This window comes from Sphingobacterium sp. DR205 (assembly GCF_011064245.1).
GTDB classification, from domain to species: Bacteria; Bacteroidota; Bacteroidia; order Sphingobacteriales; family Sphingobacteriaceae; genus Sphingobacterium; species Sphingobacterium athyrii.
On record NZ_CP049333.1, the window covers coordinates 564,245 to 585,214 of the forward strand.

The 20,970-nt window shown below is 41.0% G+C and carries 23 protein-coding genes; 20 read left to right on the top strand and 3 right to left on the bottom strand.

Annotated elements, in window-relative coordinates; all coding sequences use genetic code 11:
• The first annotated feature begins 9 nt into the window (after window positions 1–9).
• The 20 genes from G6053_RS02285 to groL all read left to right on the top strand — a co-directional run bounded on the left by G6053_RS02285 (window position 10) and on the right by groL (window position 18,303).
• Entirely contained in the window at window positions 10–504 is a 495-nt protein-coding gene (locus G6053_RS02285) for an urease accessory protein UreE (RefSeq protein ID WP_165305444.1), read from the top strand.
• A gap of 1 nt (window position 505) precedes the next feature.
• A complete protein-coding gene (locus G6053_RS02290; protein ID WP_104385299.1) occupies window positions 506–1,192 on the top strand; it encodes an urease accessory protein UreF in 687 nt (228 codons plus the stop codon).
• A 116-nt stretch (window positions 1,193–1,308) separates the two neighbouring features.
• The gene (gene ureG, locus G6053_RS02295; RefSeq protein WP_108636387.1) at window positions 1,309–1,938 is read left to right on the top strand and encodes an urease accessory protein UreG; all 630 of its coding nucleotides are present in this window, start codon (window positions 1,309–1,311) and stop codon (window positions 1,936–1,938) included.
• Between the two features lie 12 nt (window positions 1,939–1,950).
• Complete coding sequence (locus tag G6053_RS02300; RefSeq protein WP_165305445.1) at window positions 1,951–2,907, top strand: urease accessory protein UreD; 957 nt, start codon at window positions 1,951–1,953, stop codon at window positions 2,905–2,907.
• Complete coding sequence (locus G6053_RS02305; RefSeq protein ID WP_165305446.1) at window positions 2,900–3,379, top strand: urease accessory protein UreE; 480 nt, start codon at window positions 2,900–2,902, stop codon at window positions 3,377–3,379. Before G6053_RS02300 ends, G6053_RS02305 begins: the two co-directional genes overlap by 8 nt.
• Before the next feature lie 106 nt (window positions 3,380–3,485).
• Window positions 3,486–4,535 carry an A/G-specific adenine glycosylase gene (gene mutY / locus G6053_RS02310; RefSeq protein WP_108636284.1) on the top strand — a complete coding sequence of 350 codons (1,050 nt, stop codon included), beginning with the start codon at window positions 3,486–3,488 and terminating at the stop codon, window positions 4,533–4,535.
• Between the two features lie 19 nt (window positions 4,536–4,554).
• Complete coding sequence (locus G6053_RS02315; RefSeq protein ID WP_108636283.1) at window positions 4,555–5,013, top strand: single-stranded DNA-binding protein; 459 nt, start codon at window positions 4,555–4,557, stop codon at window positions 5,011–5,013.
• Window positions 5,014–5,307: 294 nt separating this feature from the next.
• Window positions 5,308–6,348 (top strand): phenylalanine--tRNA ligase subunit alpha, encoded by a 1,041-nt coding sequence (pheS, locus tag G6053_RS02320; RefSeq protein WP_108636282.1) that lies wholly within the window; start codon window positions 5,308–5,310, stop codon window positions 6,346–6,348.
• A 114-nt stretch (window positions 6,349–6,462) separates the two neighbouring features.
• Entirely contained in the window at window positions 6,463–7,038 is a 576-nt protein-coding gene (locus G6053_RS02325; RefSeq protein ID WP_104385291.1) for a TetR/AcrR family transcriptional regulator, read from the top strand.
• A gap of 257 nt (window positions 7,039–7,295) precedes the next feature.
• On the top strand, window positions 7,296–8,708 hold the full coding sequence (gene rlmD / locus G6053_RS02330; RefSeq protein WP_165305447.1) for a 23S rRNA (uracil(1939)-C(5))-methyltransferase RlmD: 1,413 nt from the start codon (window positions 7,296–7,298) through the stop codon (window positions 8,706–8,708).
• A 5-nt stretch (window positions 8,709–8,713) separates the two neighbouring features.
• On the top strand, window positions 8,714–9,112 hold the full coding sequence (locus tag G6053_RS02335) for a hypothetical protein (protein WP_165305448.1): 399 nt from the start codon (window positions 8,714–8,716) through the stop codon (window positions 9,110–9,112).
• Window positions 9,113–9,264: 152 nt separating this feature from the next.
• Window positions 9,265–10,026, top strand: a complete 762-nt coding sequence (locus G6053_RS02340; RefSeq protein ID WP_108636279.1) for a hypothetical protein — start codon at window positions 9,265–9,267, stop codon at window positions 10,024–10,026.
• A gap of 200 nt (window positions 10,027–10,226) precedes the next feature.
• Entirely contained in the window at window positions 10,227–10,916 is a 690-nt protein-coding gene (locus G6053_RS02345; RefSeq protein WP_108636278.1) for an OmpA family protein, read from the top strand.
• A 262-nt stretch (window positions 10,917–11,178) separates the two neighbouring features.
• Window positions 11,179–12,615 carry a tRNA (N6-isopentenyl adenosine(37)-C2)-methylthiotransferase MiaB gene (gene miaB, locus G6053_RS02350; RefSeq protein ID WP_165305449.1) on the top strand — a complete coding sequence of 479 codons (1,437 nt, stop codon included), beginning with the start codon at window positions 11,179–11,181 and terminating at the stop codon, window positions 12,613–12,615.
• Window positions 12,616–12,652: 37 nt separating this feature from the next.
• Entirely contained in the window at window positions 12,653–13,930 is a 1,278-nt protein-coding gene (locus G6053_RS02355) for a sigma-54 dependent transcriptional regulator (protein ID WP_108636276.1), read from the top strand.
• Between the two features lie 10 nt (window positions 13,931–13,940).
• On the top strand, window positions 13,941–14,456 hold the full coding sequence (locus G6053_RS02360) for an LptE family protein (RefSeq protein WP_108636275.1): 516 nt from the start codon (window positions 13,941–13,943) through the stop codon (window positions 14,454–14,456).
• Window positions 14,457–14,468: 12 nt separating this feature from the next.
• Window positions 14,469–15,542 carry a hypothetical protein gene (locus G6053_RS02365; RefSeq protein ID WP_241254899.1) on the top strand — a complete coding sequence of 358 codons (1,074 nt, stop codon included), beginning with the start codon at window positions 14,469–14,471 and terminating at the stop codon, window positions 15,540–15,542.
• A 12-nt stretch (window positions 15,543–15,554) separates the two neighbouring features.
• Window positions 15,555–15,974 (top strand): preprotein translocase subunit SecG, encoded by a 420-nt coding sequence (secG, locus tag G6053_RS02370; protein ID WP_165305450.1) that lies wholly within the window; start codon window positions 15,555–15,557, stop codon window positions 15,972–15,974.
• A 301-nt stretch (window positions 15,975–16,275) separates the two neighbouring features.
• Window positions 16,276–16,551, top strand: a complete 276-nt coding sequence (locus tag G6053_RS02375) for a co-chaperone GroES (RefSeq protein ID WP_028070710.1) — start codon at window positions 16,276–16,278, stop codon at window positions 16,549–16,551.
• Between the two features lie 114 nt (window positions 16,552–16,665).
• Entirely contained in the window at window positions 16,666–18,303 is a 1,638-nt protein-coding gene (gene groL / locus G6053_RS02380) for a chaperonin GroEL (RefSeq protein ID WP_104385281.1), read from the top strand.
• Between the two features lie 69 nt (window positions 18,304–18,372).
• Here the strand turns inward: groL and ggt are convergent, their stop codons facing one another.
• From ggt to dtd, 3 genes are all read right to left on the bottom strand, one after another.
• Window positions 18,373–20,076, bottom strand: coding sequence for a gamma-glutamyltransferase (gene ggt, locus G6053_RS02385; RefSeq protein WP_165305451.1), 1,704 nt, complete (start codon window positions 20,074–20,076; stop codon window positions 18,373–18,375).
• 67 nt (window positions 20,077–20,143) lie between these two features.
• Complete coding sequence (locus tag G6053_RS02390; protein ID WP_108636271.1) at window positions 20,144–20,470, bottom strand: nucleotide pyrophosphohydrolase; 327 nt, start codon at window positions 20,468–20,470, stop codon at window positions 20,144–20,146.
• An 18-nt stretch (window positions 20,471–20,488) separates the two neighbouring features.
• The gene (gene dtd / locus G6053_RS02395) at window positions 20,489–20,947 is read right to left on the bottom strand and encodes a D-aminoacyl-tRNA deacylase (protein ID WP_108636386.1); all 459 of its coding nucleotides are present in this window, start codon (window positions 20,945–20,947) and stop codon (window positions 20,489–20,491) included.
• Window positions 20,948–20,970 lie beyond the last annotated feature (23 nt).

A 20,970-nucleotide genomic window follows, 5' to 3' on the forward strand; every position in this document is an offset into this window, starting at 1 on the left:
TTTGAATATATGATTTTAGCAAGAGACGTTAAAGGCAATATTTGGGCAGCTAGCAAGGAGCATGATGCTAGAGAACTCGATTTTTTAGAGCTTGAATGGTTTGATACTGAGCGGCGTGTCATTCGGGGATTTACCGTTCAAGGCCGGGAGATCGGATTTAAAAACCTGGGTGAAGACTCTTTGTTTGATGGTGATGTCCTGTTTGAAGCAGAGGAGTTCCGTATCGTTGTCCGAATATTGCCCTGTCCTTGTTTGGTCGTACGACCAAAAAATGTATTGGATATGGCAAGAATATGTTTAGAAATAGGCAATAAACATATCCCAGTTTTTATCAACGCAGCTCATGAAATCATAGCGGCTTACGAAAATCCGCTGTGGGAACAATTACAGCGGGCGGGATTTGCACCAACGCAAGAGTCACGGGTAATCGAACGCACGCATACATTGCGCATCCATCAGTATGCCGTAGTGCAAAATAAAATCACACTAGCAAAGGGGGTATAATATGAATCCATTGTTGACATTGATGCAGATCAATGATTCCGTTTTTCCGATTGGAGGATTCACACATTCCTATGGATTGGAAACCTATATAACCAAAGGTCTCGTACATGACTCGAAAACTGCCAAAGAGTACGCGCAGACTTTATTGGAACATAGCTTCTATTACAATGATGCGGCCTTTTTTCATAAGACATGGCAGTTATGCGAGACAAAGGCAACAAAGAAAAAGGTAGCAGAATTAGATGCCTTGATCACAGCCTTTAAAGCGCCTTATGAAATTCGGGATGCAAGTAAAAAACTAGGAATACGTTTCTTGAAACTGACTGAAAAACTGCAGCCGGTTAAACGTTGTTCAGCTTATTTAAAAGCAATAAACACCCAAGAACTGCATGGGCATTACGCCATGGCATTTGCCATGTTTGCACATGCACAGGGAATTAGTTATACAGATGCACTGAGCGCATTTTATTATAATTCACTCAATGGTATTATGACCAACTGCGCAAAACTGGTCCCTATTAGTCAGATGGATGCACAGCAGATTCTGTTTAAGTTGCAGCCATTGATCAACAAGTTGGTTGCAGCGCAACCAGCGTTAGAAGAGGATTTAATCGGTAATTGTTGTATCGCGCAGGATATCCGCTGTATGCAACATGAAAAGTTATATACACGTATCTATATATCGTAAAAGCAAGATTACTGTTTATACTTAAAATTTATTTTATCTGATTGAGTGATTTAAATTTTAAGCGGAGTAAATTTCATCTAATCGATGGAAAAAATAATGTGAAAAAAATTATACGGATGAAAAAGACGTCAAAAAGAAATTATGTGAAAATTGGTGTTGCCGGACCTGTTGGATCGGGCAAGACTGCTTTGATCGAACGATTGACACGTTCGATGTCTGCAGATTACAGCATATGTGTTGTTACAAATGATATTTATACACGTGAAGATGCGATGTATCTGCAGCAAAATTCGGCACTCCCGGCTGAACGCATTATTGGTGTAGAGACCGGCGGATGTCCACATACGGCGATCCGTGAGGATGCATCAATGAATATTGAAGCTGTGGAAGAATTGGCTGGTCGTTTTGAGGATGTGGAGCTTATTTTTGTTGAAAGTGGGGGGGATAACCTGACAGCAACGTTCAGCCCTGATCTAGCGGATTTAACCATCTTTGTTCTTGATGTTGCCGAAGGAGAAAAAATGCCGCGCAAAGGTGGGCCAGGTATCACACGCTCAGACTTATTATTGATCAATAAAATTGATTTGGCGCCCTATGTACACGCAGATTTGGAGGTCATGCGCCGGGATACATTGCGCATGCGTGGAGAACGTCCTTTTATTTTCACAAATCTGATGACATTAGAAGGATTGGAAGACGTAAAGAAATGGATCAAAGAGTACGCTTTATTAGAACAAGTAGGCTAAAAACAATAGGATATGGATAGTAAGATAGTATTAAATGTAGCCAAAGAGGAAGGTAGAAGCAGGCTGAAAGAAAGCTATCACAATGCGCCTTATAAATTGACCCATTATGGAGCAGCGAATCTAACTGACCATCTGGAAATGATTATCATGAGTGCATCACCCGGTATTATGGATACAGATCATCTTCATATTGATGTCCATGTAAAGGAAGAGGCCCAATTAAAGCTGTTTACGCAGTCTTTCAATAAATTGCACCCGATGAAAACGGGTGCCAGCCAGCATACAGATGTACAGGTAGCATCGGGGGGGATATTGCATTACATCCCACATCCGGTCACGCCTTTTAAAGACTCTATATTCAAGGCGACCAATCATATTCATCTGGCCGAAGATGCGGTTTTGATGTGGGGTGATATCATCAGTGTCGGGCGGATTTATATGAAAGAAGCATTTGAATTTGATCGATTGCATACACAGACTAAGATTTTCAGATCTGGAAAACTGGTTTTTATTGATAATCAGCTGTTGCAACCAAAAATGCAGCCCATCCAAAAAATGCTCTTCTTTGAAGGCTACACCCATCAGGCGACCTTTTTATTTTCCGCTCTTTTCGCTCAGGAATTAAAGAATGAGCTTGATGAAATATTGACTGTAGAATATAATGATATCTCTTATGGGTTTACACAGGCTTCATCGGATGTAGTCATCCTTCGGGCGCTGGGTTCTGACGGTGAGTTGCTCTATGATTTTCTGCAAATGTTGGGGCAACTGTGCTGGGACTTTACCATGCATAAACTGTCGGAGTCAAAAGAAGTTGAAGTTATCGAAAATGAGGAGACGGAGACTTCGCCGGTTGTGGCGGGAACAGTTGTGACAGAAATAGCTGTTGCAGAAAAGAAAAGCGCAGCCAGTCCACGGAAAAGGAGGGCAAGCAAAAATAAAACAGAGGAAGGACTGAAATATGCGTAAATCGAAAGAGCCGACAGAAATCCTCATTGAGTCCATTCTCAATTTTGAGCATGTTAAATTCAATCGTGAATCGGATATTTTGGATCTTTCCTACTTTGAAGTAAATAAACGCGTTATCCATCGAAAAACGCGTAAGGGCAACACGGTCAAGATACAGCGGGATGACAGTACGGCCCTACAGTCGGGACAATGTATCTATCATAGTGATGATTTGTTTATTCAGGTCAATATTTTGCCTTGTCTGTGTGTATTGCTTGACAGTCAGGATCTTTCTGTGGTCGGAGAATTCTGTTTTGATGTAGGCAATCGTCATTTGCCCGTGTATCTGAAAGCTGATGGACGCTTTGCTGTCTCCTATGACGGACGCCTATATCAGGCATTAAAAGAAAAATATAATGGTTCCATTGCTTTGGAGAATGCCATTTTGGAACCGGATGAACAGATTACATCGCTTCGCAATGCGAAAAAATAAGAGGTGAGTATTGGAATGCTTGTTTCAGGTTTTGATTTGATAGCGGCAGCCGATCTTTGTTTGCGCGCTGCTTGAAAATGCTGAAAAATTGTGCATTTTTGTTGTTATGACATTTGGTGCGGAATTGCAGGCCTGGTATCAACAACATAAGCGTGATTTACCATGGCGGGAAACAAAAGATGCCTATAAGATATGGCTTTCGGAGATTATCCTGCAACAGACTCGGGTAGAACAAGGCATGCCCTACTATTTACGATTTGTGGAACGGTTTGAGACTGTCGTTGACTTTGCCAATGCGGAGGAAGACGATATTTTACACCTTTGGCAGGGACTAGGTTATTATTCAAGGGGACGAAATATGCATAAGGCTGCACGAATTGTCCGTGACGAATATAACGGCATTTTTCCCGTGGACTATAAAACGCTGCTAAAACTTCCCGGTGTAGGCGAATATACAGCTGCCGCAATATCATCTTTTGCCAATAATGAGGCTCAGGCTGTACTGGATGGGAATGTGTTTCGTGTGCTATCGAGATACTATGGAATAGATACAGCGATCAATTCTACTGAGGGAAAGAAAATTTTTACGGCTATCGCTCAGGAGAATTTAGATCAAGACCATCCGGCGTTATACAATCAAGCTATCATGGACTTTGGGGCCACTCATTGTAAGCCAAAACAACCCTTGTGTATTACTTGTATGTTTAATACATCATGTTATGCCATTCGCCAAGGGGAAGTCGACCGACTGCCTGTTAAACTTAAGGGCAAGGCCAGCAGAGAACGGTATTTTAATTATTTTATCCTTAAAGACGAAGCGCAAATTTTGATGTCAAAGCGCGGAGAAGGCGATGTCTGGCAGAATTTATATGAGTTTCCCTTGGTCGAGTCCGATCGGACTTTAACGATACCGGAGATTCTTATAGATGAGCAATTTGTCCGGTATTTTGGGGAAAAGGCGGAGATCAAACTCCTGCAAAAACAAACTAAACATATTCTGAGCCATCAGAATATTTATGCGACATTCTTTGAAGTGCAGTTAAAGGGCGGTCTAAAACAAAAAAAATCCAATTGGGATTATGTATTTTTAAAAGATTTAGATAAATTAGCTAAACACAAGTTGATCTTTACCTTTTTGGAAAGATCCAATTTTTAACCATTTATGCTTTTAAATTATGTCAGGAGTTAACAAAGTTATTTTAGTGGGACATCTTGGAAAAGACCCCGAAATTCGATATTTAGAAGGCAATGTCTCCGTTGCCAGTTTCCCATTGGCAACTTCAGAAACGTATAACAAGGACGGAAAACGGGTCGAACAAACCGAGTGGCACAATATTGTCATGTGGCGAGGTTTGGCAGATGTGGCGGTAAAATACCTTACTAAGGGCAAATTGGTCTATATCGAAGGTCGATTACGTACGCGTACCTACGAAGATAAAGAGGGTATCAGACGTTATGCTACTGAGGTGGTTGCTGAGACATTTACTCTTTTGGGACGGAAATCGGATTTTGAACCAGCTGGAACTGCTAATACGGGAAATGTTGCAAGCACCCCGGCGCAGAAGGCCGAGGATAAAGAAATCGAAGTTGATTTTACTGAAAACGATCAGGAAGATAATCCGCTTCCATTTTAATCGAACTCGAAAGTAGCTTTGAATATTGAGCGGATATTATTTTACATTATATAGTTATGAGCAAAAGAGCAGATGAAAGTCTGCTCTTTTTGATTTTTAGTATACTCTTGCTTGCCTCTGACAGGGATGAAAAAATCATCTTACCGGTGTTTTTATGTTCAATGAGTTGATTACAAACAGGTTTATTCTGGTTGATCTTAATTGAAATTTTGCAGACAGGGATGTTTTCGAAGCCGTTTGAGAGATGGCTAAAATTTCTTTTTGGCAGAAATTTTGGCTATGTTTGTCGTAATTATGTTGCAAGATAAAATTACGCAGTATACTGAAGAAATTAAGGCGTTTGTGCCATCTTCTTCAGCCGATGTAGAAAATTTCAGATTGAAGTTTTTGGTTTCCAAAGGGATCGTAAAAAATCTTTTTGACGAATTCAAAACAGTTACTCCTGAAGAAAAACGTACTTTGGGGAAAGTACTGAATGAATTTAAGCAGTTGGCAGAAAATACATTCAAGGAAGCACAGGAGAAATTTGGTTCCGGTGAGAAGCAGAAATCCCAACAAATGGAGGGTGATTTAACATTGCCGGGTAATGGGTTTCAATTGGGATCCAGACACCCAATCTCATTGGTTCGCAAGGAAATTGTTGAGATCTTTAAAAAGCTGGGCTTCATCGTTTCTGAGGGACCAGAGATTGAAGATGACTGGCATAATTTCTCCGCGTTGAATTTCCCGCCTGAACATCCGGCGCGTGATATGCAAGACACATTCTTTATCAAAAAACAAGAAGGTAACGATATTACACTCAGAACACATACATCTTCTGTTCAGGTTAGACTCATGGAAGCTGGAAAACCACCTTTCCGTGCGATTATGCCCGGACGCGTGTATCGGAACGAAGCGATTTCTGCAAGAGCGCATTGTTTCTTTCATCAGGTAGAAGGATTATATGTGGATGAAAATGTTTCGTTTGCTGATTTGAAGCAGACTTTATACCATTTTGTTCAAGAAATGTATGGTGAGGGCACTAAAGTACGTTTCCGCCCTTCGTATTTCCCATTTACAGAACCTTCTGCGGAGATGGATATCTCATGTACGATCTGTAAAGGTGCTGGGTGTAATCTTTGTAAATATTCAGGTTGGGTAGAGATTTTAGGTTGCGGCATGGTAGATCCGAATGTACTTGATAATTGTGGAATCGACAGTAAAAAGTATTCGGGTTTTGCCTTCGGTATGGGCATCGAACGGATCACAAATCTTAAATATGTGATCAAAGATTTGCGACTTTTCTCTGAAAATGATACGCGTTTCTTAGCTCAGTTTGAGACTGAATTAATATAAATCAATGCTAATAAAGACTATTGAAACCATCACACTACTACCAATCCTTGCGTGTGTCTTATTTGGCCCGGGTATTGGGCATAGTGTGATGTGTGCTAGTCTTATCTGAAGAATATGGAACCAGATCATATCATTGAATCCATAAAAAGAACAGCACGGGAACTCTTTCGTCAAAATGGTTATCATAAAACCAGTGTAAACACGTTGGCCAAAAAAGCTAAGATTGCTAAGGCGACGGTTTATAAATACTTTGATAGTAAGGAAATGATCTTGCATGCCATCTTGATGGATTATCTACGGGCGAGTCTGCTGGATATCTTAAAGACCACAAAATATGAGGATGATATGGCCTCTTTTTTGGCTTCCACCATTCTTCGTGTCAGCCGGCTGACCTATACAGCATGCAATGAATTGATTGGCTGGGAATTTATCCGTGAGTCGGCCAATGCACAGGAATATCTAAAAACACTATCTGAGGATTTGGAATTCCTGCTTTTAAGTACATTTATCCAGAATGAAAAGATCAATGAAGCGATCAGTGAGGAAAAACTGACATTTCTGATCAAATCAAGCAAGAGCATTGTATTCTCTTTTGCTTTTACTGCCGTTTCGGATGCCGATGTACGTAAAAATTTCATTTCTTTTCAAAAAGAGATTCTACCGTACCTTGTTCAGGCAACGATTCTCTAATTGATTATGGGTTCTGTTGTTTATTGCTGCCCATTCTCCTCCTGTTAAATAATCTTCCTTTTTTGCTAATTCTTTTTTTTCAAGGAAGTATGTCTGAATTTAGACCTTTCTATGGGCTTAAGCAGTGCTGCATATCCGCGAATAATAAAGGAAATTTGTCTGATCAAAATGGATTATTGCGCTATATAAAAGATCTTTTTTCTAAGAGCATGTAGGTCAGTGAAAAATCATTATAAAAAATTGTATTTTTGCGAACTATGAGTAGAAGAATTCCGCAAGAAAAGAAGTTCTTGAAAGATATCGCAATCATTGATATTGCCGAAGAAGGTAGAGGTGTGGGGAAAACCGAAGATCTGGTTCTGTTTGTCGAAAAAGCTGTCCCCGGTGATGTTGTCGATGTGGAGTTAATGCGCAAGAAGAAGAATTTTGCTGAGGCTCGGGTGACGAGTTTGAAGGAAGCTTCTACTTATCGCGTAGACCCTTTTTGTGAGCATTTTGGTGTCTGTGGGGGCTGTAAATGGCAGCACATGAGCTATGAAGCTCAATTAAAATTTAAACAACAGTCTGTTGACAATGCTTTATCCCGTATCGGGAAAGTAGATACTTCCGCCATGGAAGATATTTTGGGATCGGCTCAAACGGAGTATTATAGAAATAAATTAGAATATACATTTTCCAATAAGAAATGGTTGACCTCTGTTGATGAGGATGCGTCGCAATTGGAAATGAATGCTTTGGGCTTTCATGTGCCGGGGCGATTTGATAAAATTCTGGATATTGATCATTGTTTTCTCCAGGAAGACCCTTCCAATGAGGTTCGGAATAGCATACGGGACTTTGCGCTAAGCAAAGGAATGACTTTTTATGATCTCCGCGAGCATACTGGGGTATTACGCAATCTGATCATCCGTATTTCGTCTACTGGTGAGATGATGGTGATTGTGGTTTTTGCTTATCCAGAGGAAGGTCAGGTGGAATTATTGATGAATTTCATCAATGAAAAGTTTCCTCAGATTGCCTCGCTTTTATATATCGTGAATCAAAAGCGTAATGATACCATCTTTGATCAGGATATTCATGTATATGCAGGTCGTGATTTTATTTATGAGGAAATGGAAGGTCTTCGCTATAAGGTTGGACCGAAATCCTTCTATCAGACCAATTCAGCACAGGCATACGAACTCTATAAGATCACACGCGATTTTGCGGATTTAAAAGGAGATGAGCTGGTGTATGATTTATATACGGGAGCTGGTACGATAGCAAACTTTGTCGCTAAGAAAGCAAAAGAAGTCATCGGAGTTGAGTATGTCCCTACTGCAATTGAAGACGCGAAGGTAAATTCGGCGATCAATAATATCAACAATACGAAGTTTTATGCTGGGGATATGAAAGATGTGTTGATTCCTTCTTTTATTGCTGAGCATGGTAAACCAGATGTCGTAATTACCGATCCACCACGAGCAGGTATGCATGCGGATGTTGTGGCCCGTTTATTGGAGATGGAATCCCCGAGAATTGTTTACGTCAGTTGTAATGCTGCGACGCAGGCGAGAGATTTAGTTTTATTGGCTGAAAAGTACGACGTGAAGCGTATTAAGCCGGTGGATATGTTTCCACATACACAGCACGTAGAAAATGTCGTTCTATTAGAACTAAAAAAATCATAATATATATGGAAGTAGAGGATTTATTTTCAGGCGGAACAAGGGAGGAAGCCGCGCAATCTACTGGGCAGAGTCCATTGAAAAGTTTGCAGGTTGATCTTGATTTTTATAGTGAGTCAATCCGTGAGGTTGCGATGGAAATCATTGAGGAAGGCTATTCTTCCTACCCGATTTTTGTGGCACATCAACATGAGGTTTCGGTAGGAGAGGTAATCTTGGACCGTACGGAGCTAGAAACGAATTGGACAATCAATGCCTCTACTTTGGAAGAATTTGTCGAAATGGATATTATTCAGGAAGACCGTAAAGCCACTTTTATCCAGAATTATAAATCTGCTAGGGATTTTATGTGCCTGTTTGTGGTTGTTGCCGAAGGAGCCAATTTTGTCTTTTACCCCTATAAATAAATAAGGAATATTTAAACTTTTTTAACAATACAATTGTCAAACTATTACTATTTTTAACAAAATAGACTGGGAGCATGGTGGGTAAACAAGCCCCAAGCGCTAAGTGCAACATGAGGTTTTAAAGCTTGGCGTGATAATAACAATATATTCCAATGAGAAGAATACACATACATATAGGAGGGTTTTTAGGCATATTGATGTTGCTTTTGACGGCATTCGGAGCAAAGGCGCAACATATACAACAAGTGTCGGGTATGGTGATGCGGAAGGGAACTGCCAATAGAATTGGTGATGTGGTGGTGCTAAATTTGCGGACGAACAGATCGGCGCTGACAAATTCTTTTGGTGTCTTTACAATTGACGCTTCTGTGGGCGATTCGCTTTCTTTCACGAAGGTCGGATTTTCACCGGTAAAGACAGTGCTGACAAACCTGAATGAATTTTATATTGAGATGCAGGAAGGGATAAAGCTTGAGACAGTAATCGTAGAACGGAAGTCGAAAGAAGCTGAACTAAATGAGGCGATGGGAAACTACTCCAAAAAGGGAGTTTATAATGGGGGGAAAAATAAATTTGGAACCTATCTAGGAAGTCCTGCTACCGCACTTTATAATCTTTTTGGACGGGAAGCAAAAAATGCGAAACGTTTTGGACGTTTTATGGACCGGGAAAAAGAAGAATTACAGGTCGACCGTATTTTTTCACGCGCGGCTGTCCAGAAATTAACAAAATTGGACAGTGCCGATTTAGATGCTTTTATGGTACGTTATCGTCCTTCATTTGATCTCGCCGAGCATTGGGGACAATATGATTTGATGAACTATGTGCAACAGTCTTTACAGGATTTCGAAGCAAAGGGCCGTCCAAAAGGGTCATTGTTGCCCGATATCGAAGTTAAGACGCAGGAAAAGTAAAACAATTTCCTTTCCATACTGTTAGTTCTTGTGAACATTGGCCATCGGGATTATTTGTAGCGGATTGTCTTCATTTAAACGTGTTGTAATGCTTTTTTGAGCGTATCGTAACAAAAAAGTTGAAAAAGGTTGCTTTTGGCACTTTGTTTGATTTTAACATGGACAGTATTTAGTTTGAATATTAAAAGTCTTAGATAGATATGAAAATGAATAGAAAATTAGCTGTATTTGGTTTGACTGTTGCAACCTCGGCTATGTTATTTGGAAGTTGTTCTACAATCCAAAATACAAATAATACGACTAAAGGTGGTGTAATCGGTGGTGTAGCTGGTGGTGCATTAGGCGCATTAATTGGCGGTAAGGCTGGTAATACGGCTATTGGTACATTAGCAGGTGCGGCCATTGGTGGTGCAGCCGGTGTATTGATTGGTAAGAAAATGGATAAACAAGCTGCTGAGATTTCTAAAACCGTCGAAGGTGCTGAAGTGACTCAATCCGCAGAGGGTATTGTTGTGAAGTTTGATTCAGGTATTTTATTCGATTTCAATAAATCTGATTTGAAAACCACTGCAAAAGATAATATCGCTAACTTGGTTACCACTTTAAATAAGGAACAAGGGACAGAAATCTTGGTTATCGGACATACAGATAATGTAGGTACGTTAGCGGCAAATGATAAAGTTTCTTTGGACCGTGCAAATGCGGTACGTGCGTTTGCTGTATCCAAAGGACTGGCTTCTTCACGTATTAAAACTGAAGGAAGAAACTTCTCTGAGCCAATTGCGAGTAATGATACAGAAGCAGGACGTGCACAAAATCGTCGTGTGGAGATCGTTATCGTTGCTGGTGATCAAATGAAGAAAGAAGCAAAACAACAAGCTGGTCAATAAGGAACTGAACAGCTGCTTCCTGTGGAATCCTTTGCTGTTTAACGCTTCGAAAAAAAGTTTGTTGAGTTTCAAAATATATAGGCGCGGAAATTTATCCGTGCCTTTTTTGTATCATCTACACGCATCGGAAAATATAATACGGTCGGACCGCGCAGGAGTATTTAGCGCTAAAATTTGACAAAGTATAAACCATATTTCTGGCTGACAAACTGTCATTATATGGATTTTAATTTCTAACTTTGTAGTCTTTGAAAATTGAGCTATGCTAGATTTAACACATACAACTAAGGAACACGACGAATCTCGTCAGGGTGAGGCATTGTTATTGGAACAGGATCCAAAGATCAGTAATGGACGTAAACTGTACATTGAAAGTTACGGTTGTCAAATGAACTTCTCGGATAGTGAGATCGTTGCTTCTATTTTGTTGGATAAAGGTTTTGAGACGACAAAAAATTATCAGGAAGCAGATGTTGTCTTTATAAATACCTGTTCAATCCGCGAGAATGCAGAGCAGCGTGTTCGTAATCGACTGAAAGAATTTGAGGCGGCTAAGACCAAAAATCCGGGAATGATCGTCGGTGTGCTGGGCTGTATGGCTGAGCGTTTAAAATCGAAGTTTCTTGAAGAAGAAAAATTAGTTGATGTTGTGGTAGGTCCTGACGCGTATCGTGATCTTCCTAATTTAATTGATAAGGTCGATGACGGTGCAAAGGCAGTGAATGTACTGTTGTCACGTGAGGAGACTTATGCCGATATTAATCCGGTTCGATTAAATTCAAATGGTGTGACAGCCTTTATTTCGATCATGCGTGGTTGTGACAATATGTGTTCATTCTGTGTGGTTCCATTTACCCGTGGACGTGAGCGCAGCCGTGATCCTCATTCTATTGTGAAAGAGGCGCAGGATCTATTCAATGCCGGATATAAAGAAGTAACATTGCTCGGGCAAAACGTGGATTCCTATAAGCATACAGCAACGGTTGCAGAAGGTGAAGCTCCTGCTGAGACGGTAACTTTTGCTAAATTGTTGGCTATGGTGGCGGAAGTCAGCCCGCTTTTACGGGTTCGTTTCTCCACATCACACCCAAAAGATATTACGGATGAGGTCTTACATACGATCGCGTCATATGAAAATATTTGCAATTATATCCATCTCCCAGTACAATCCGGAAATTCCAGGGTATTGGAGCTGATGAATCGTACTTACGATCGGGAGTGGTATATGGAACGTGTAGATGCTATCCGCAAAATTATTCCGGATTGTGCGATTTCTACCGATGTTATCACAGGATTCTGTACAGAAACCGAAGCAGAACATCAGGAAACATTATCGATGATGGATTATGTGAAGTATGACTTTGCATATATGTTTGCTTATTCGGAAAGACCAGGTACATTAGCTGCTAAGCGTTATGAAGATGATATTCCAGAGGATGTCAAAAAACGTCGTTTGACTGAGGTGATCAACAAACAGCGTGACCATAGCTTATATCGTTACCAACACTTTATTGGAAAGGTATGTAAAGTCCTTATAGAGAGTTTTTCAAAGCGATCTGAGTTTGATTTCTGCGGTCGTAATGATCAAAATGCCTTGGTTGTATTTCCTATAGATCCTCGTTACAAACAGGGTGATTATGTCAACGTGCTTGTTGAATCATGTACGTCGGCAACCTTGCTCGGTAAAATTGTTGATTAAGAAAACTTAATATAAATTTATTTCCAACTGGAAATTTATGGATAATCAAGATATAAAAAATAGGTTTGGAATCATCGGTAACTCACCGTTGTTAAATCGGGCGATAGACATTGCCCGGCAGGTGGCTCCAACTGATATTTCTGTATTAATACAAGGTGAAAGCGGTAGTGGTAAAGAAGTTTTTTCGCATATTATCCATCAATTGAGTTCCCGTAAGCATGGCCCGTTTATAGCGGTCAATTGTGGGGCAATACCGGAGGGAACGATAGATTCCGAATTATTCGGCCATGAGAAGGGCTCCTTTACGGGCGCTCACGAAGCACGTAAGGGTTATTTTGAAGTAGTTGATGGCGGAACAATTTTCTTGGATGAGGTCGGGGAGCTACCTTTGGGAACGCAAGCCCGATTACTACGTGTTTTGGAATCCGGAGAGTACATTCGTGTAGGATCATCGAAAGTTCAGAAAACGAATGTACGTGTGGTTGCGGCGACAAACGTCAATATGTTTGAAGCTGTCCAAAAAGGTAAATTTCGGGAAGATTTGTATTACCGTCTCAACACCGTGCCGCTGCGTGTCCCTTCACTTAGGGAACGCCCTGAAGATATCAATTTATTGTTTCGTAAGTTTATTGTCGATTTTTCGGAAAAATACCGCTCTCCCGGAGTGCAATTGACTGAAGATGCTCAAAATATGCTACGCAACTATAATTGGCCGGGAAATGTGCGTCAATTAAAAAATGTGGCCGAACAGATTGCTGTTTTAGAGAAAGAACGTGTTGTTGATGCGCATACCCTGCAAAACTATTTGCCAAATGAATCGCGGACAAGTTTACCGGCCATAGTTTCATCAAATAATAGCGCAAAAGAAGATTTCTCAGAAAGAGATTTACTTTATAAGGTGCTTTTCGATATGAAGAAAGATATGGTCGATCTCAAAAAACTCGTTGTCGAGCTGATCCAGAAGGGCGTGGATTCTTCTACGTTCGATCAAAATTCGCCTTATATTAATCAGCTCTATCAGGAAATTGAACCACAGATAAAATCTGATGCCGAAGGATATGGTATTGCGCCAACACTGACAATACATTCGCCTAATAACAATACGGCAAATGTCTTGAAGAATCCTGCCGCGCAGGATGAATATCTGCAAGATGCACAGGAAGTGGAAGAGTCTTTGTCCTTGGTGGATAAGGAATCTGATCTTATCAAGAAGGCCTTGAAAAAACACCGCGGCAAACGTAAAGCAGCGGCACAAGAATTGGGAATTTCCGAAAGGACTTTGTATAGGAAAATTAAAGACTTAAATTTAGACTAAGGTTTTGCAGATGTTGTCAAGAAGAATTTTATATACCTTGCTCACGACCACTTTTCTATTCATCATGAACAGTTGTGGTGTAAAATATGGATTTACGGGAGGATCTATTCCAGAAGGTATGAAGACCGTCAATATTCAATATTTCGAAAATATTGCGCCTTTGGTTTATCCGACTTTAAGCCAGAATTTTACGGAGGCATTAAAGGAGCGTATTCGAAATCAATCCCGATTAAGTCAGGTCAACCAAGATGGTGATGCTACTTTTGAAGGATTCATTACAGATTATACGATCAGTCCAGCAGCTGTTGAAGCAGGGACGGATCGGGCTGCAATGAATAGATTGACCATTACCATTAAAGTGTCTTACCACAATAAGATTAACCCTAAAGACGACTTTGAGCAGCCTTTTACACGCTTCAAAGAGTTTGCTGGAAATCTTCAGAGTGCACAGGAAGAGAGCTTGGGTAAGGAGGTTATCCAGATGTTGACAGAGGATATTTATAATAAGGCGTTTGCCAACTGGTAATCCTTTCCCAAGATGAATATGACTATGCCACTATCGAATAATGAGCTTTTTTTTCGAGCGATCAATCAGCCGGAATCTGTTGATGAGGAAATGATTTTAGGCTTGATTGAAAAATATCCGTATGCGCAAAGTTTACGATTTATTTATGAGCGTAAAGTTTTTGGTGAAAGCAAACCTGTGCAGAATTTATCGTCTACATTGCTTTATGCTTCGTCTCCAAACTGGTTGTATGAATTTATGCATAGCAGGCCAACGGTGGCTAGGGAAGAAGTCCAATTGGAGGACATCATAATTCTTGAGGACGACCTTGATGAAGATGTTGAGGCAACAGTAGTGGCTGAGACCGAAGATGAGGTGGTGGAAACTGAAGTTGAAAACGTGGTGGAGAAGCCCGATGAATTGGACCGTTTGATTCAAGCAGGTGTCGCACAGGACTATTTTCGTTCGCGTGAAGCAAAACAACAGGTCGCGCCGGTTGAGGAGCCAGAAATCGCTGAGCCGGTATCTTCTGAAACAGCTATCCAGCCAGTCAAGGATACACAGGAACGTGTCTCGGTCTATGATGATGATACCATGCCCTATAGTTTCTTGTGGTGGTTGCATAAAACGCGACTTGAATATGCTGAAACCTATCAGCCTTATGTAAAGTCACCTTTGGGTCCTATGGCACCATCAAATGATGATATTGCCAAGATTCATGAAAAATTGGATAGCCAGCTATTGGATCAACAGATTCGGGAGAATATTTTCCATCTGCAATCGCCGGAGGCAAAACTCAGTGATGAGGTGAAAACAACAATTGCTTTCCAGATTCCGCGCAAAACGGATGAGGTGATCGAGAAATTTATCCGCGAGGAGCCTATGATCCAACCACTACAGGCTGAGAAGTTGGATTTGGAGAATAAGGCCAGAAAAAGCTCGGAAGATCAGCATTCACTGGTGACGGAGACCCTTGCAAAAATATATACCGAACAGGGTTTATATCCTAAAGCAATAGAGGTTTACGAAAAATTAGTTTTGAAATATCCAGAAAAAAATGCTTACTTTGCGGCACGCATAACAGAATTAGAAAAGAAATTAAATTAATTACATAAAGAGATGCAAGGATTATTAATTGGTCTTATCATATTAGCTAGTATTATTTTAGCATTTTTGGTTTTAATCCAAAATCCAAAAGGTGGCGGTTTATCATCTGGTTTTTCAGGTGGAACAAACCTAATGGGTGTAAAACGTACAGGAGACTTCTTGGAAAAAGGTACATGGATCATGGTTATTGCCATTATGATTTTTAGTTTGGGTGTTAACATTATGGGAACAGCGCCAAGTACATCCAAAGGTGGCTTGGGTGGTCAAATTGAAGCCCCTGCACAACAACAGGGACCTTTGAACTTGGGTACGCCGGCACAGAAACCTGCAGGTGCGCCAGCAGGACAAGAGCAAGCTGCTCCAGCGCAATCAGAGCAAAAAACTCCGGCGGCAACGCCAGCGGCTAAGCCAACTGAAGAAGCTAAAAAATAGTTGCGAACAAAGAAATTCAAAAGGCCTCGTCTACAATTTAGACGAGGCCTTTTTTGCTATACGCGGGTTTGTCAGTTTGCCTATCAAAGTCTGGTCGGGATGGCGAATATGGTTATGTAAGGATGTCATACAAACAGTGACAGTGTGACAGCAAAATCCGCTTTTATTTATTGACATGTTAAGTTTTCGGTGAAAAATTGTCTTATACATCACCTTATTTACAATTGGCATAAAAGATGATGTGTCTATAACGATTATAACATAAAAATAAATTCAATAACAGATAAAAAGTAAATTAATTATGGCATTAAGTATCAAACCTATCGGAGATAGAGTAGTAGTAGAAGCTGCTCCAGCAGAAGAAAAAACAGCTTCAGGGTTATATATTCCCGATACAGCAAAAGAAAAACCATCTCAAGGTACAGTAGTTGCTGTAGGTACTGGCAAAGTTGACGAGCCGTTAACTGTAAAAGTAGGTGACAAAGTATTATATGGTAAATATGCAGGTACTGAAATTACTTACGAAGGAAAAGAGTATTTAATTATGCGTGAGTCTGATATTTACGCTGTTATCTAAGAGGTCAAAAGTCAAAATTACAAAGTTAAATTTAAAAAATTGAGGCGGTTCGTAGCTGCAGACTTGTCATATTAGAGTCTCACTACCAATAGCTCAATACTCAATACTAAAGAAATGGCAAAACAAGTAAAATATAACGTTGAGGCTCGTGAGGCCCTTAAAAAAGGTGTAGACACTTTAGCTAATGCTGTTAAAGTAACATTAGGTCCAAAAGGACGTAACGTAATTATTGAGAAAAAATTCGGTGCACCGGTAATCACTAAAGATGGTGTTTCAGTTGCGAAGGAAATCGAATTGAAAGATGCTTTAGAAAATATGGGTGCTCAAATGGTAAAAGAAGTTGCTTCCAAAACTGCTGATCAAGCTGGTGATGGTACAACTACGGCTACTGTATTGGCACAAGCAATCGTTGCTCCGGGTATTAAATCTGTAGCAGCAGGTGCTAACCCAATGGATTTAAAACGTGGTATTGACAAAGCTGTGGCAGCTGTTGTTGCCAACTTGAAATCTCAATCTCAAGAAGTTGGTCAAGATAACAACAAAATCAAACAAGTAGCGGCTATCTCTGCGAATAACGACGAGGTAATCGGTTCTTTGATCGCGCAAGCGATGGAAAAAGTTGGTAACGATGGTGTTATCACTGTTGAAGAAGCAAAAGGTACTGAAACAGAAGTAAAAACTGTAGAAGGTATGCAATTTGACCGTGGATATTTATCTCCATACTTTGTTACGAACTCTGACAAAATGGAAGCGGAATTAGATAACCCTTACATTTTGATCTACGACAAGAAAATCAGCAACATGAAAGAGTTGTTGCCTATCTTGGAAAAACAAGTTCAAACTGGTAAACCATTGTTGATCATTGCTGAAGACTTAGACGGTGAAGCTCTTGCGACATTAGTAGTCAATAAAATCCGTGGTTCACTGAAAGTGGCAGCTGTAAAAGCTCCTGGTTTTGGTGACCGTCGTAAAGCAATGTTAGAAGATATCGCTATCTTAACTGGTGGTACAGTAATCTCTGAAGAAAGAGGTTTCAAATTGGAGAATGCGGAGTTATCTTATTTGGGTCAAGCTGAAAAAGTTCAAGTTGACAAAGATAATACGACAATTATCAACGGTGGCGGTAACGTAGATGACATCAAAGCTCGCGTTGCTCAAATCCGTTCACAAATCGAAACAACAACTTCTGACTACGATCGCGAGAAATTACAAGAGCGTTTGGCAAAATTGTCAGGTGGTGTTGCCGTATTGTACGTAGGTGCTACTACCGAGGTAGAAATGAAAGAGAAGAAAGACCGTGTTGATGATGCTTTACATGCAACTCGCGCTGCCGTTGAAGAAGGTATCGTTGCTGGTGGTGGTGTTGCATTTATCCGTGCTACTGAAGCTTTGGTAAGCCTTAAAGGTGAAAACGAAGATGAGCAAATCGGTATCGACATTATCAAACGTGCTATCGAAGAGCCTTTACGTCAAATCTGTAATAACGCAGGTATCGAAGGTGCGGTGATCGTTCAAAAAGTAAAAGAAGGTACAGCTGACTTTGGTTATAATGCACGTACTGACCGTTATGAGAACTTAATCGCAGCAGGTGTAATCGACCCTACTAAAGTATCTCGTATTGCTTTGGAAAATGCAGCTTCAGTTGCTTCAATGTTGTTGACAACAGAGTGTGTATTGGCTGACGAGGCTGAAGAAAACCCTGTAGGTGCTGGTGCTCCTCCGATGGGTGGTGGTATGGGTGGAATGATGTAAGATCATCCAAACCATCTGATATATAACAAAGGCTCATCTGGAATTCCAGATGAGCCTTTGTTTTGATGTTTAATATCCTTTTGCAGTATCATCGCCACGAGGATCGGCACCGGCCTGCAATTTGCCGTTTGGAAGGATAAGAATGTTTTCTACACGTCCTATTGTCCCTCTAGGATTTATCACATAACCATCCTTTGTCAATTTGTCTCGAAGTGTTGTATCAATCGCATCTTTCTCCACATCAATGCGGTCAGGTAACCACTGATGATGAAAGCGGGGTGAGCTCACGGCGGCCTGTGCATTTTGACCAAAGTCGATCACATTTAATATGGTCTGGAAAACGGAGGTAATAATCGTTGATCCGCCTGGTGTCCCTACCACCATAAATAGTTTGCCATCTTTTTCTAAAATGGTCGGTGTCATGGAACTCAGCATTCTCTTCCCGGGCTGAATTTCATTTGCTTTTTCTCCGGTCAAGCCATACATATTGGGTACGCCGGTCTTTACCGAGAAATCATCCATTTCGTTGTTCAATAAAAATCCTGCACCATCCACGATGACCCCGGATCCATAGGAATCATTGAGTGTGGTGGTGATGGCAACAGCATTTCCCTGCTCATCAACAATATTGAAATGGGTTGTCTGCTCACTCTCATAACCCGGAATGACATCTGCATTGACGTTTTTGCTTAAAGTCGCCTGACGAAAATTAAACGGATTTAGTTTAGCTGCATTTTTCGTGGAATCTATCAGTTGCTGTACAGGGACATTGATAAAATCGGGGTCTCCTAAATACTTTGCCCTATTTGCATACACATGACGTTCCGCTTCAACGATGACACGTATTGCGGAGTCCGTCTGAAAGCCCCAGCGCCGAAGCGGGAATTGTTCAACTGACTTTAATAAAGCCAATAGGGAGGTCCCGCCGCTTGATGGTGGAGGCATGGAAGTAACCTTGTGCCCTCTATAGCTTGAGGCGATCGGGGCACGCCAGCGTGCCTGATAGCTCGTTAGATCCTCATGGGTAATGATGCCTTTGCCTCTATTCATTTCGGCGACGAGCATATCAGCCGTTTTTCCTTTATAGAAGCCATCGCGTCCTTCATTGGCGATTCGTTCGATGGTATTGGCAAGATCTTCCTGTACAAATAGGTCACCAGTTTGCCATGTTGTATTTTTGATAATTGCGGCACCAGTGGGATTCAGCTTTATAAATCGCTCTTTATGATCTTCAAACTCGCGTGCTTGCCTTTCGCTGATCTTGAAACCTTTCCGCGCAAGTTCTATCGCGGGCAAGAGTAATTCTTTCCAGTCCAGCTTCCCATATTTTTGATGTGCTTCCCACATTCCGGCAACAGAACCGGGCACACCGGATGCCAGCTGACTGTATAAGCTCAAATCGGGAATAACATTCTTTTGTGCATCCAGATACATATCCCGGTGCGCCTTTTTGGGAGCAGTTTCCCGGAAGTCCAGGGCATCGTATTGACCTTGACTATTGCGGTATAGCATAAATCCACCACCACCGATATTGCCTGCATTGGGATAGACAACAGCAAGAGCAAACTGTACGGCGACAGCAGCATCAACTGCATTTCCGCCCTTTTTCAGAATCATTACTCCGACTTCGGAGGCCAGGGGGTGGGCAGTGACCACAGCAGCCTTGTTGAATGTGGCAGGGCTGGTCCTATGTGAACCAAACTGCCTGTGGGTACTGGAACACGAAGCGAATAGTAAACTTCCTACTAGCGAATAAATAAATAGTTTATTCATAATATCTGCTCTAAAATTGTGCTTAAGATTAATATTAAACCTTGGATACCGATGGAACACAAAGGTGTTATTTTAATTTTTCATTGTTTTTATGACGGTCTGCATCCCGAATGGATTTCTTTTGAAGGTTCTTTTCCAGTGCATCGGTCAGGTCTATACCCGTTTGATTTGCAAGACACATTAAGACAAACAATACATCTGCCATCTCATCAGCCAGATTAACCTCTTTATCTGATTTTTTGAAAGACTGTTCGCCGTACTGTCTGGCCATGATCCGGGCGACTTCGCCAACTTCTTCCATGAGCATGGCTGTATTTGTCAGCTCATTGAAATAGCGTATCCCCGTTGTATTGATCCATTTATCAATTACTTCCTGTGCTTCTTTGATTGTCATTTTTTCGGATTAAGTAGTTTAAAAATTGTCCTTATCTTTTGTATCCATAATGATGGTAACGGGACCATCGTTCAATAGATTGATTTTCATGTCAGCCCCAAATAAGCCGAGCTGAACAGGTTGATCGATCAGTTGGGAAAGCAATTTGGCCATTTCTTCATAAAGCGGTTTGGCGGTATTAGGTTTGGCTGCCCGAATAAACGAAGGCCGATTTCCCTTTTTTGTCTGAGCGAATAAGGTGAACTGGGAAATCAGTAAGATATTACCGCCGATATCCTGAATGGATTTATTCATTAGTCCCTGCTCGTCTTCAAAAATCCGTAGGTTAACGAACTTTTGTCCCAGCCATTTTAAGTCTTCAATTGTATCGGCTTCTTCTATTCCCAATAGGATCACCAGACCTTTTTGAATCTGCCCGGTGATCTGGTCGTCCACTGTACAGGAAGCATGTTTTACCCGTTGTATTACTGCACGCATAATAAAAAGTATAAAACCAAAGT

What these genes read in the sequence shown, in the direction of transcription:
- G6053_RS02285 (WP_165305444.1), top strand. Translation starts at nt 10, where the DNA reads ATGATTTTAGCAAGAGACGTTAAAGGCAATATTTGGGCAGCTAGCAAG.
- G6053_RS02290 (WP_104385299.1), top strand. Translation starts at nt 506, where the DNA reads ATGAATCCATTGTTGACATTGATGCAGATCAATGATTCCGTTTTTCCG.
- ureG (WP_108636387.1), top strand. Translation starts at nt 1,309, where the DNA reads ATGAAAAAGACGTCAAAAAGAAATTATGTGAAAATTGGTGTTGCCGGA.
- G6053_RS02300 (WP_165305445.1), top strand. Translation starts at nt 1,951, where the DNA reads ATGGATAGTAAGATAGTATTAAATGTAGCCAAAGAGGAAGGTAGAAGC.
- G6053_RS02305 (WP_165305446.1), top strand. Translation starts at nt 2,900, where the DNA reads ATGCGTAAATCGAAAGAGCCGACAGAAATCCTCATTGAGTCCATTCTC.
- mutY (WP_108636284.1), top strand. Translation starts at nt 3,486, where the DNA reads ATGACATTTGGTGCGGAATTGCAGGCCTGGTATCAACAACATAAGCGT.
- G6053_RS02315 (WP_108636283.1), top strand. Translation starts at nt 4,555, where the DNA reads ATGTCAGGAGTTAACAAAGTTATTTTAGTGGGACATCTTGGAAAAGAC.
- pheS (WP_108636282.1), top strand. Translation starts at nt 5,308, where the DNA reads ATGTTGCAAGATAAAATTACGCAGTATACTGAAGAAATTAAGGCGTTT.
- G6053_RS02325 (WP_104385291.1), top strand. Translation starts at nt 6,463, where the DNA reads ATGGAACCAGATCATATCATTGAATCCATAAAAAGAACAGCACGGGAA.
- rlmD (WP_165305447.1), top strand. Translation starts at nt 7,296, where the DNA reads ATGAGTAGAAGAATTCCGCAAGAAAAGAAGTTCTTGAAAGATATCGCA.
- G6053_RS02335 (WP_165305448.1), top strand. Translation starts at nt 8,714, where the DNA reads ATGGAAGTAGAGGATTTATTTTCAGGCGGAACAAGGGAGGAAGCCGCG.
- G6053_RS02340 (WP_108636279.1), top strand. Translation starts at nt 9,265, where the DNA reads ATGAGAAGAATACACATACATATAGGAGGGTTTTTAGGCATATTGATG.
- G6053_RS02345 (WP_108636278.1), top strand. Translation starts at nt 10,227, where the DNA reads ATGAAAATGAATAGAAAATTAGCTGTATTTGGTTTGACTGTTGCAACC.
- miaB (WP_165305449.1), top strand. Translation starts at nt 11,179, where the DNA reads ATGCTAGATTTAACACATACAACTAAGGAACACGACGAATCTCGTCAG.
- G6053_RS02355 (WP_108636276.1), top strand. Translation starts at nt 12,653, where the DNA reads ATGGATAATCAAGATATAAAAAATAGGTTTGGAATCATCGGTAACTCA.
- G6053_RS02360 (WP_108636275.1), top strand. Translation starts at nt 13,941, where the DNA reads ATGTTGTCAAGAAGAATTTTATATACCTTGCTCACGACCACTTTTCTA.
- G6053_RS02365 (WP_241254899.1), top strand. Translation starts at nt 14,469, where the DNA reads ATGAATATGACTATGCCACTATCGAATAATGAGCTTTTTTTTCGAGCG.
- secG (WP_165305450.1), top strand. Translation starts at nt 15,555, where the DNA reads ATGCAAGGATTATTAATTGGTCTTATCATATTAGCTAGTATTATTTTA.
- G6053_RS02375 (WP_028070710.1), top strand. Translation starts at nt 16,276, where the DNA reads ATGGCATTAAGTATCAAACCTATCGGAGATAGAGTAGTAGTAGAAGCT.
- groL (WP_104385281.1), top strand. Translation starts at nt 16,666, where the DNA reads ATGGCAAAACAAGTAAAATATAACGTTGAGGCTCGTGAGGCCCTTAAA.
- ggt (WP_165305451.1), bottom strand. Translation starts at nt 20,076, where the DNA reads ATGAATAAACTATTTATTTATTCGCTAGTAGGAAGTTTACTATTCGCT.
- G6053_RS02390 (WP_108636271.1), bottom strand. Translation starts at nt 20,470, where the DNA reads ATGACAATCAAAGAAGCACAGGAAGTAATTGATAAATGGATCAATACA.
- dtd (WP_108636386.1), bottom strand. Translation starts at nt 20,947, where the DNA reads ATGCGTGCAGTAATACAACGGGTAAAACATGCTTCCTGTACAGTGGAC.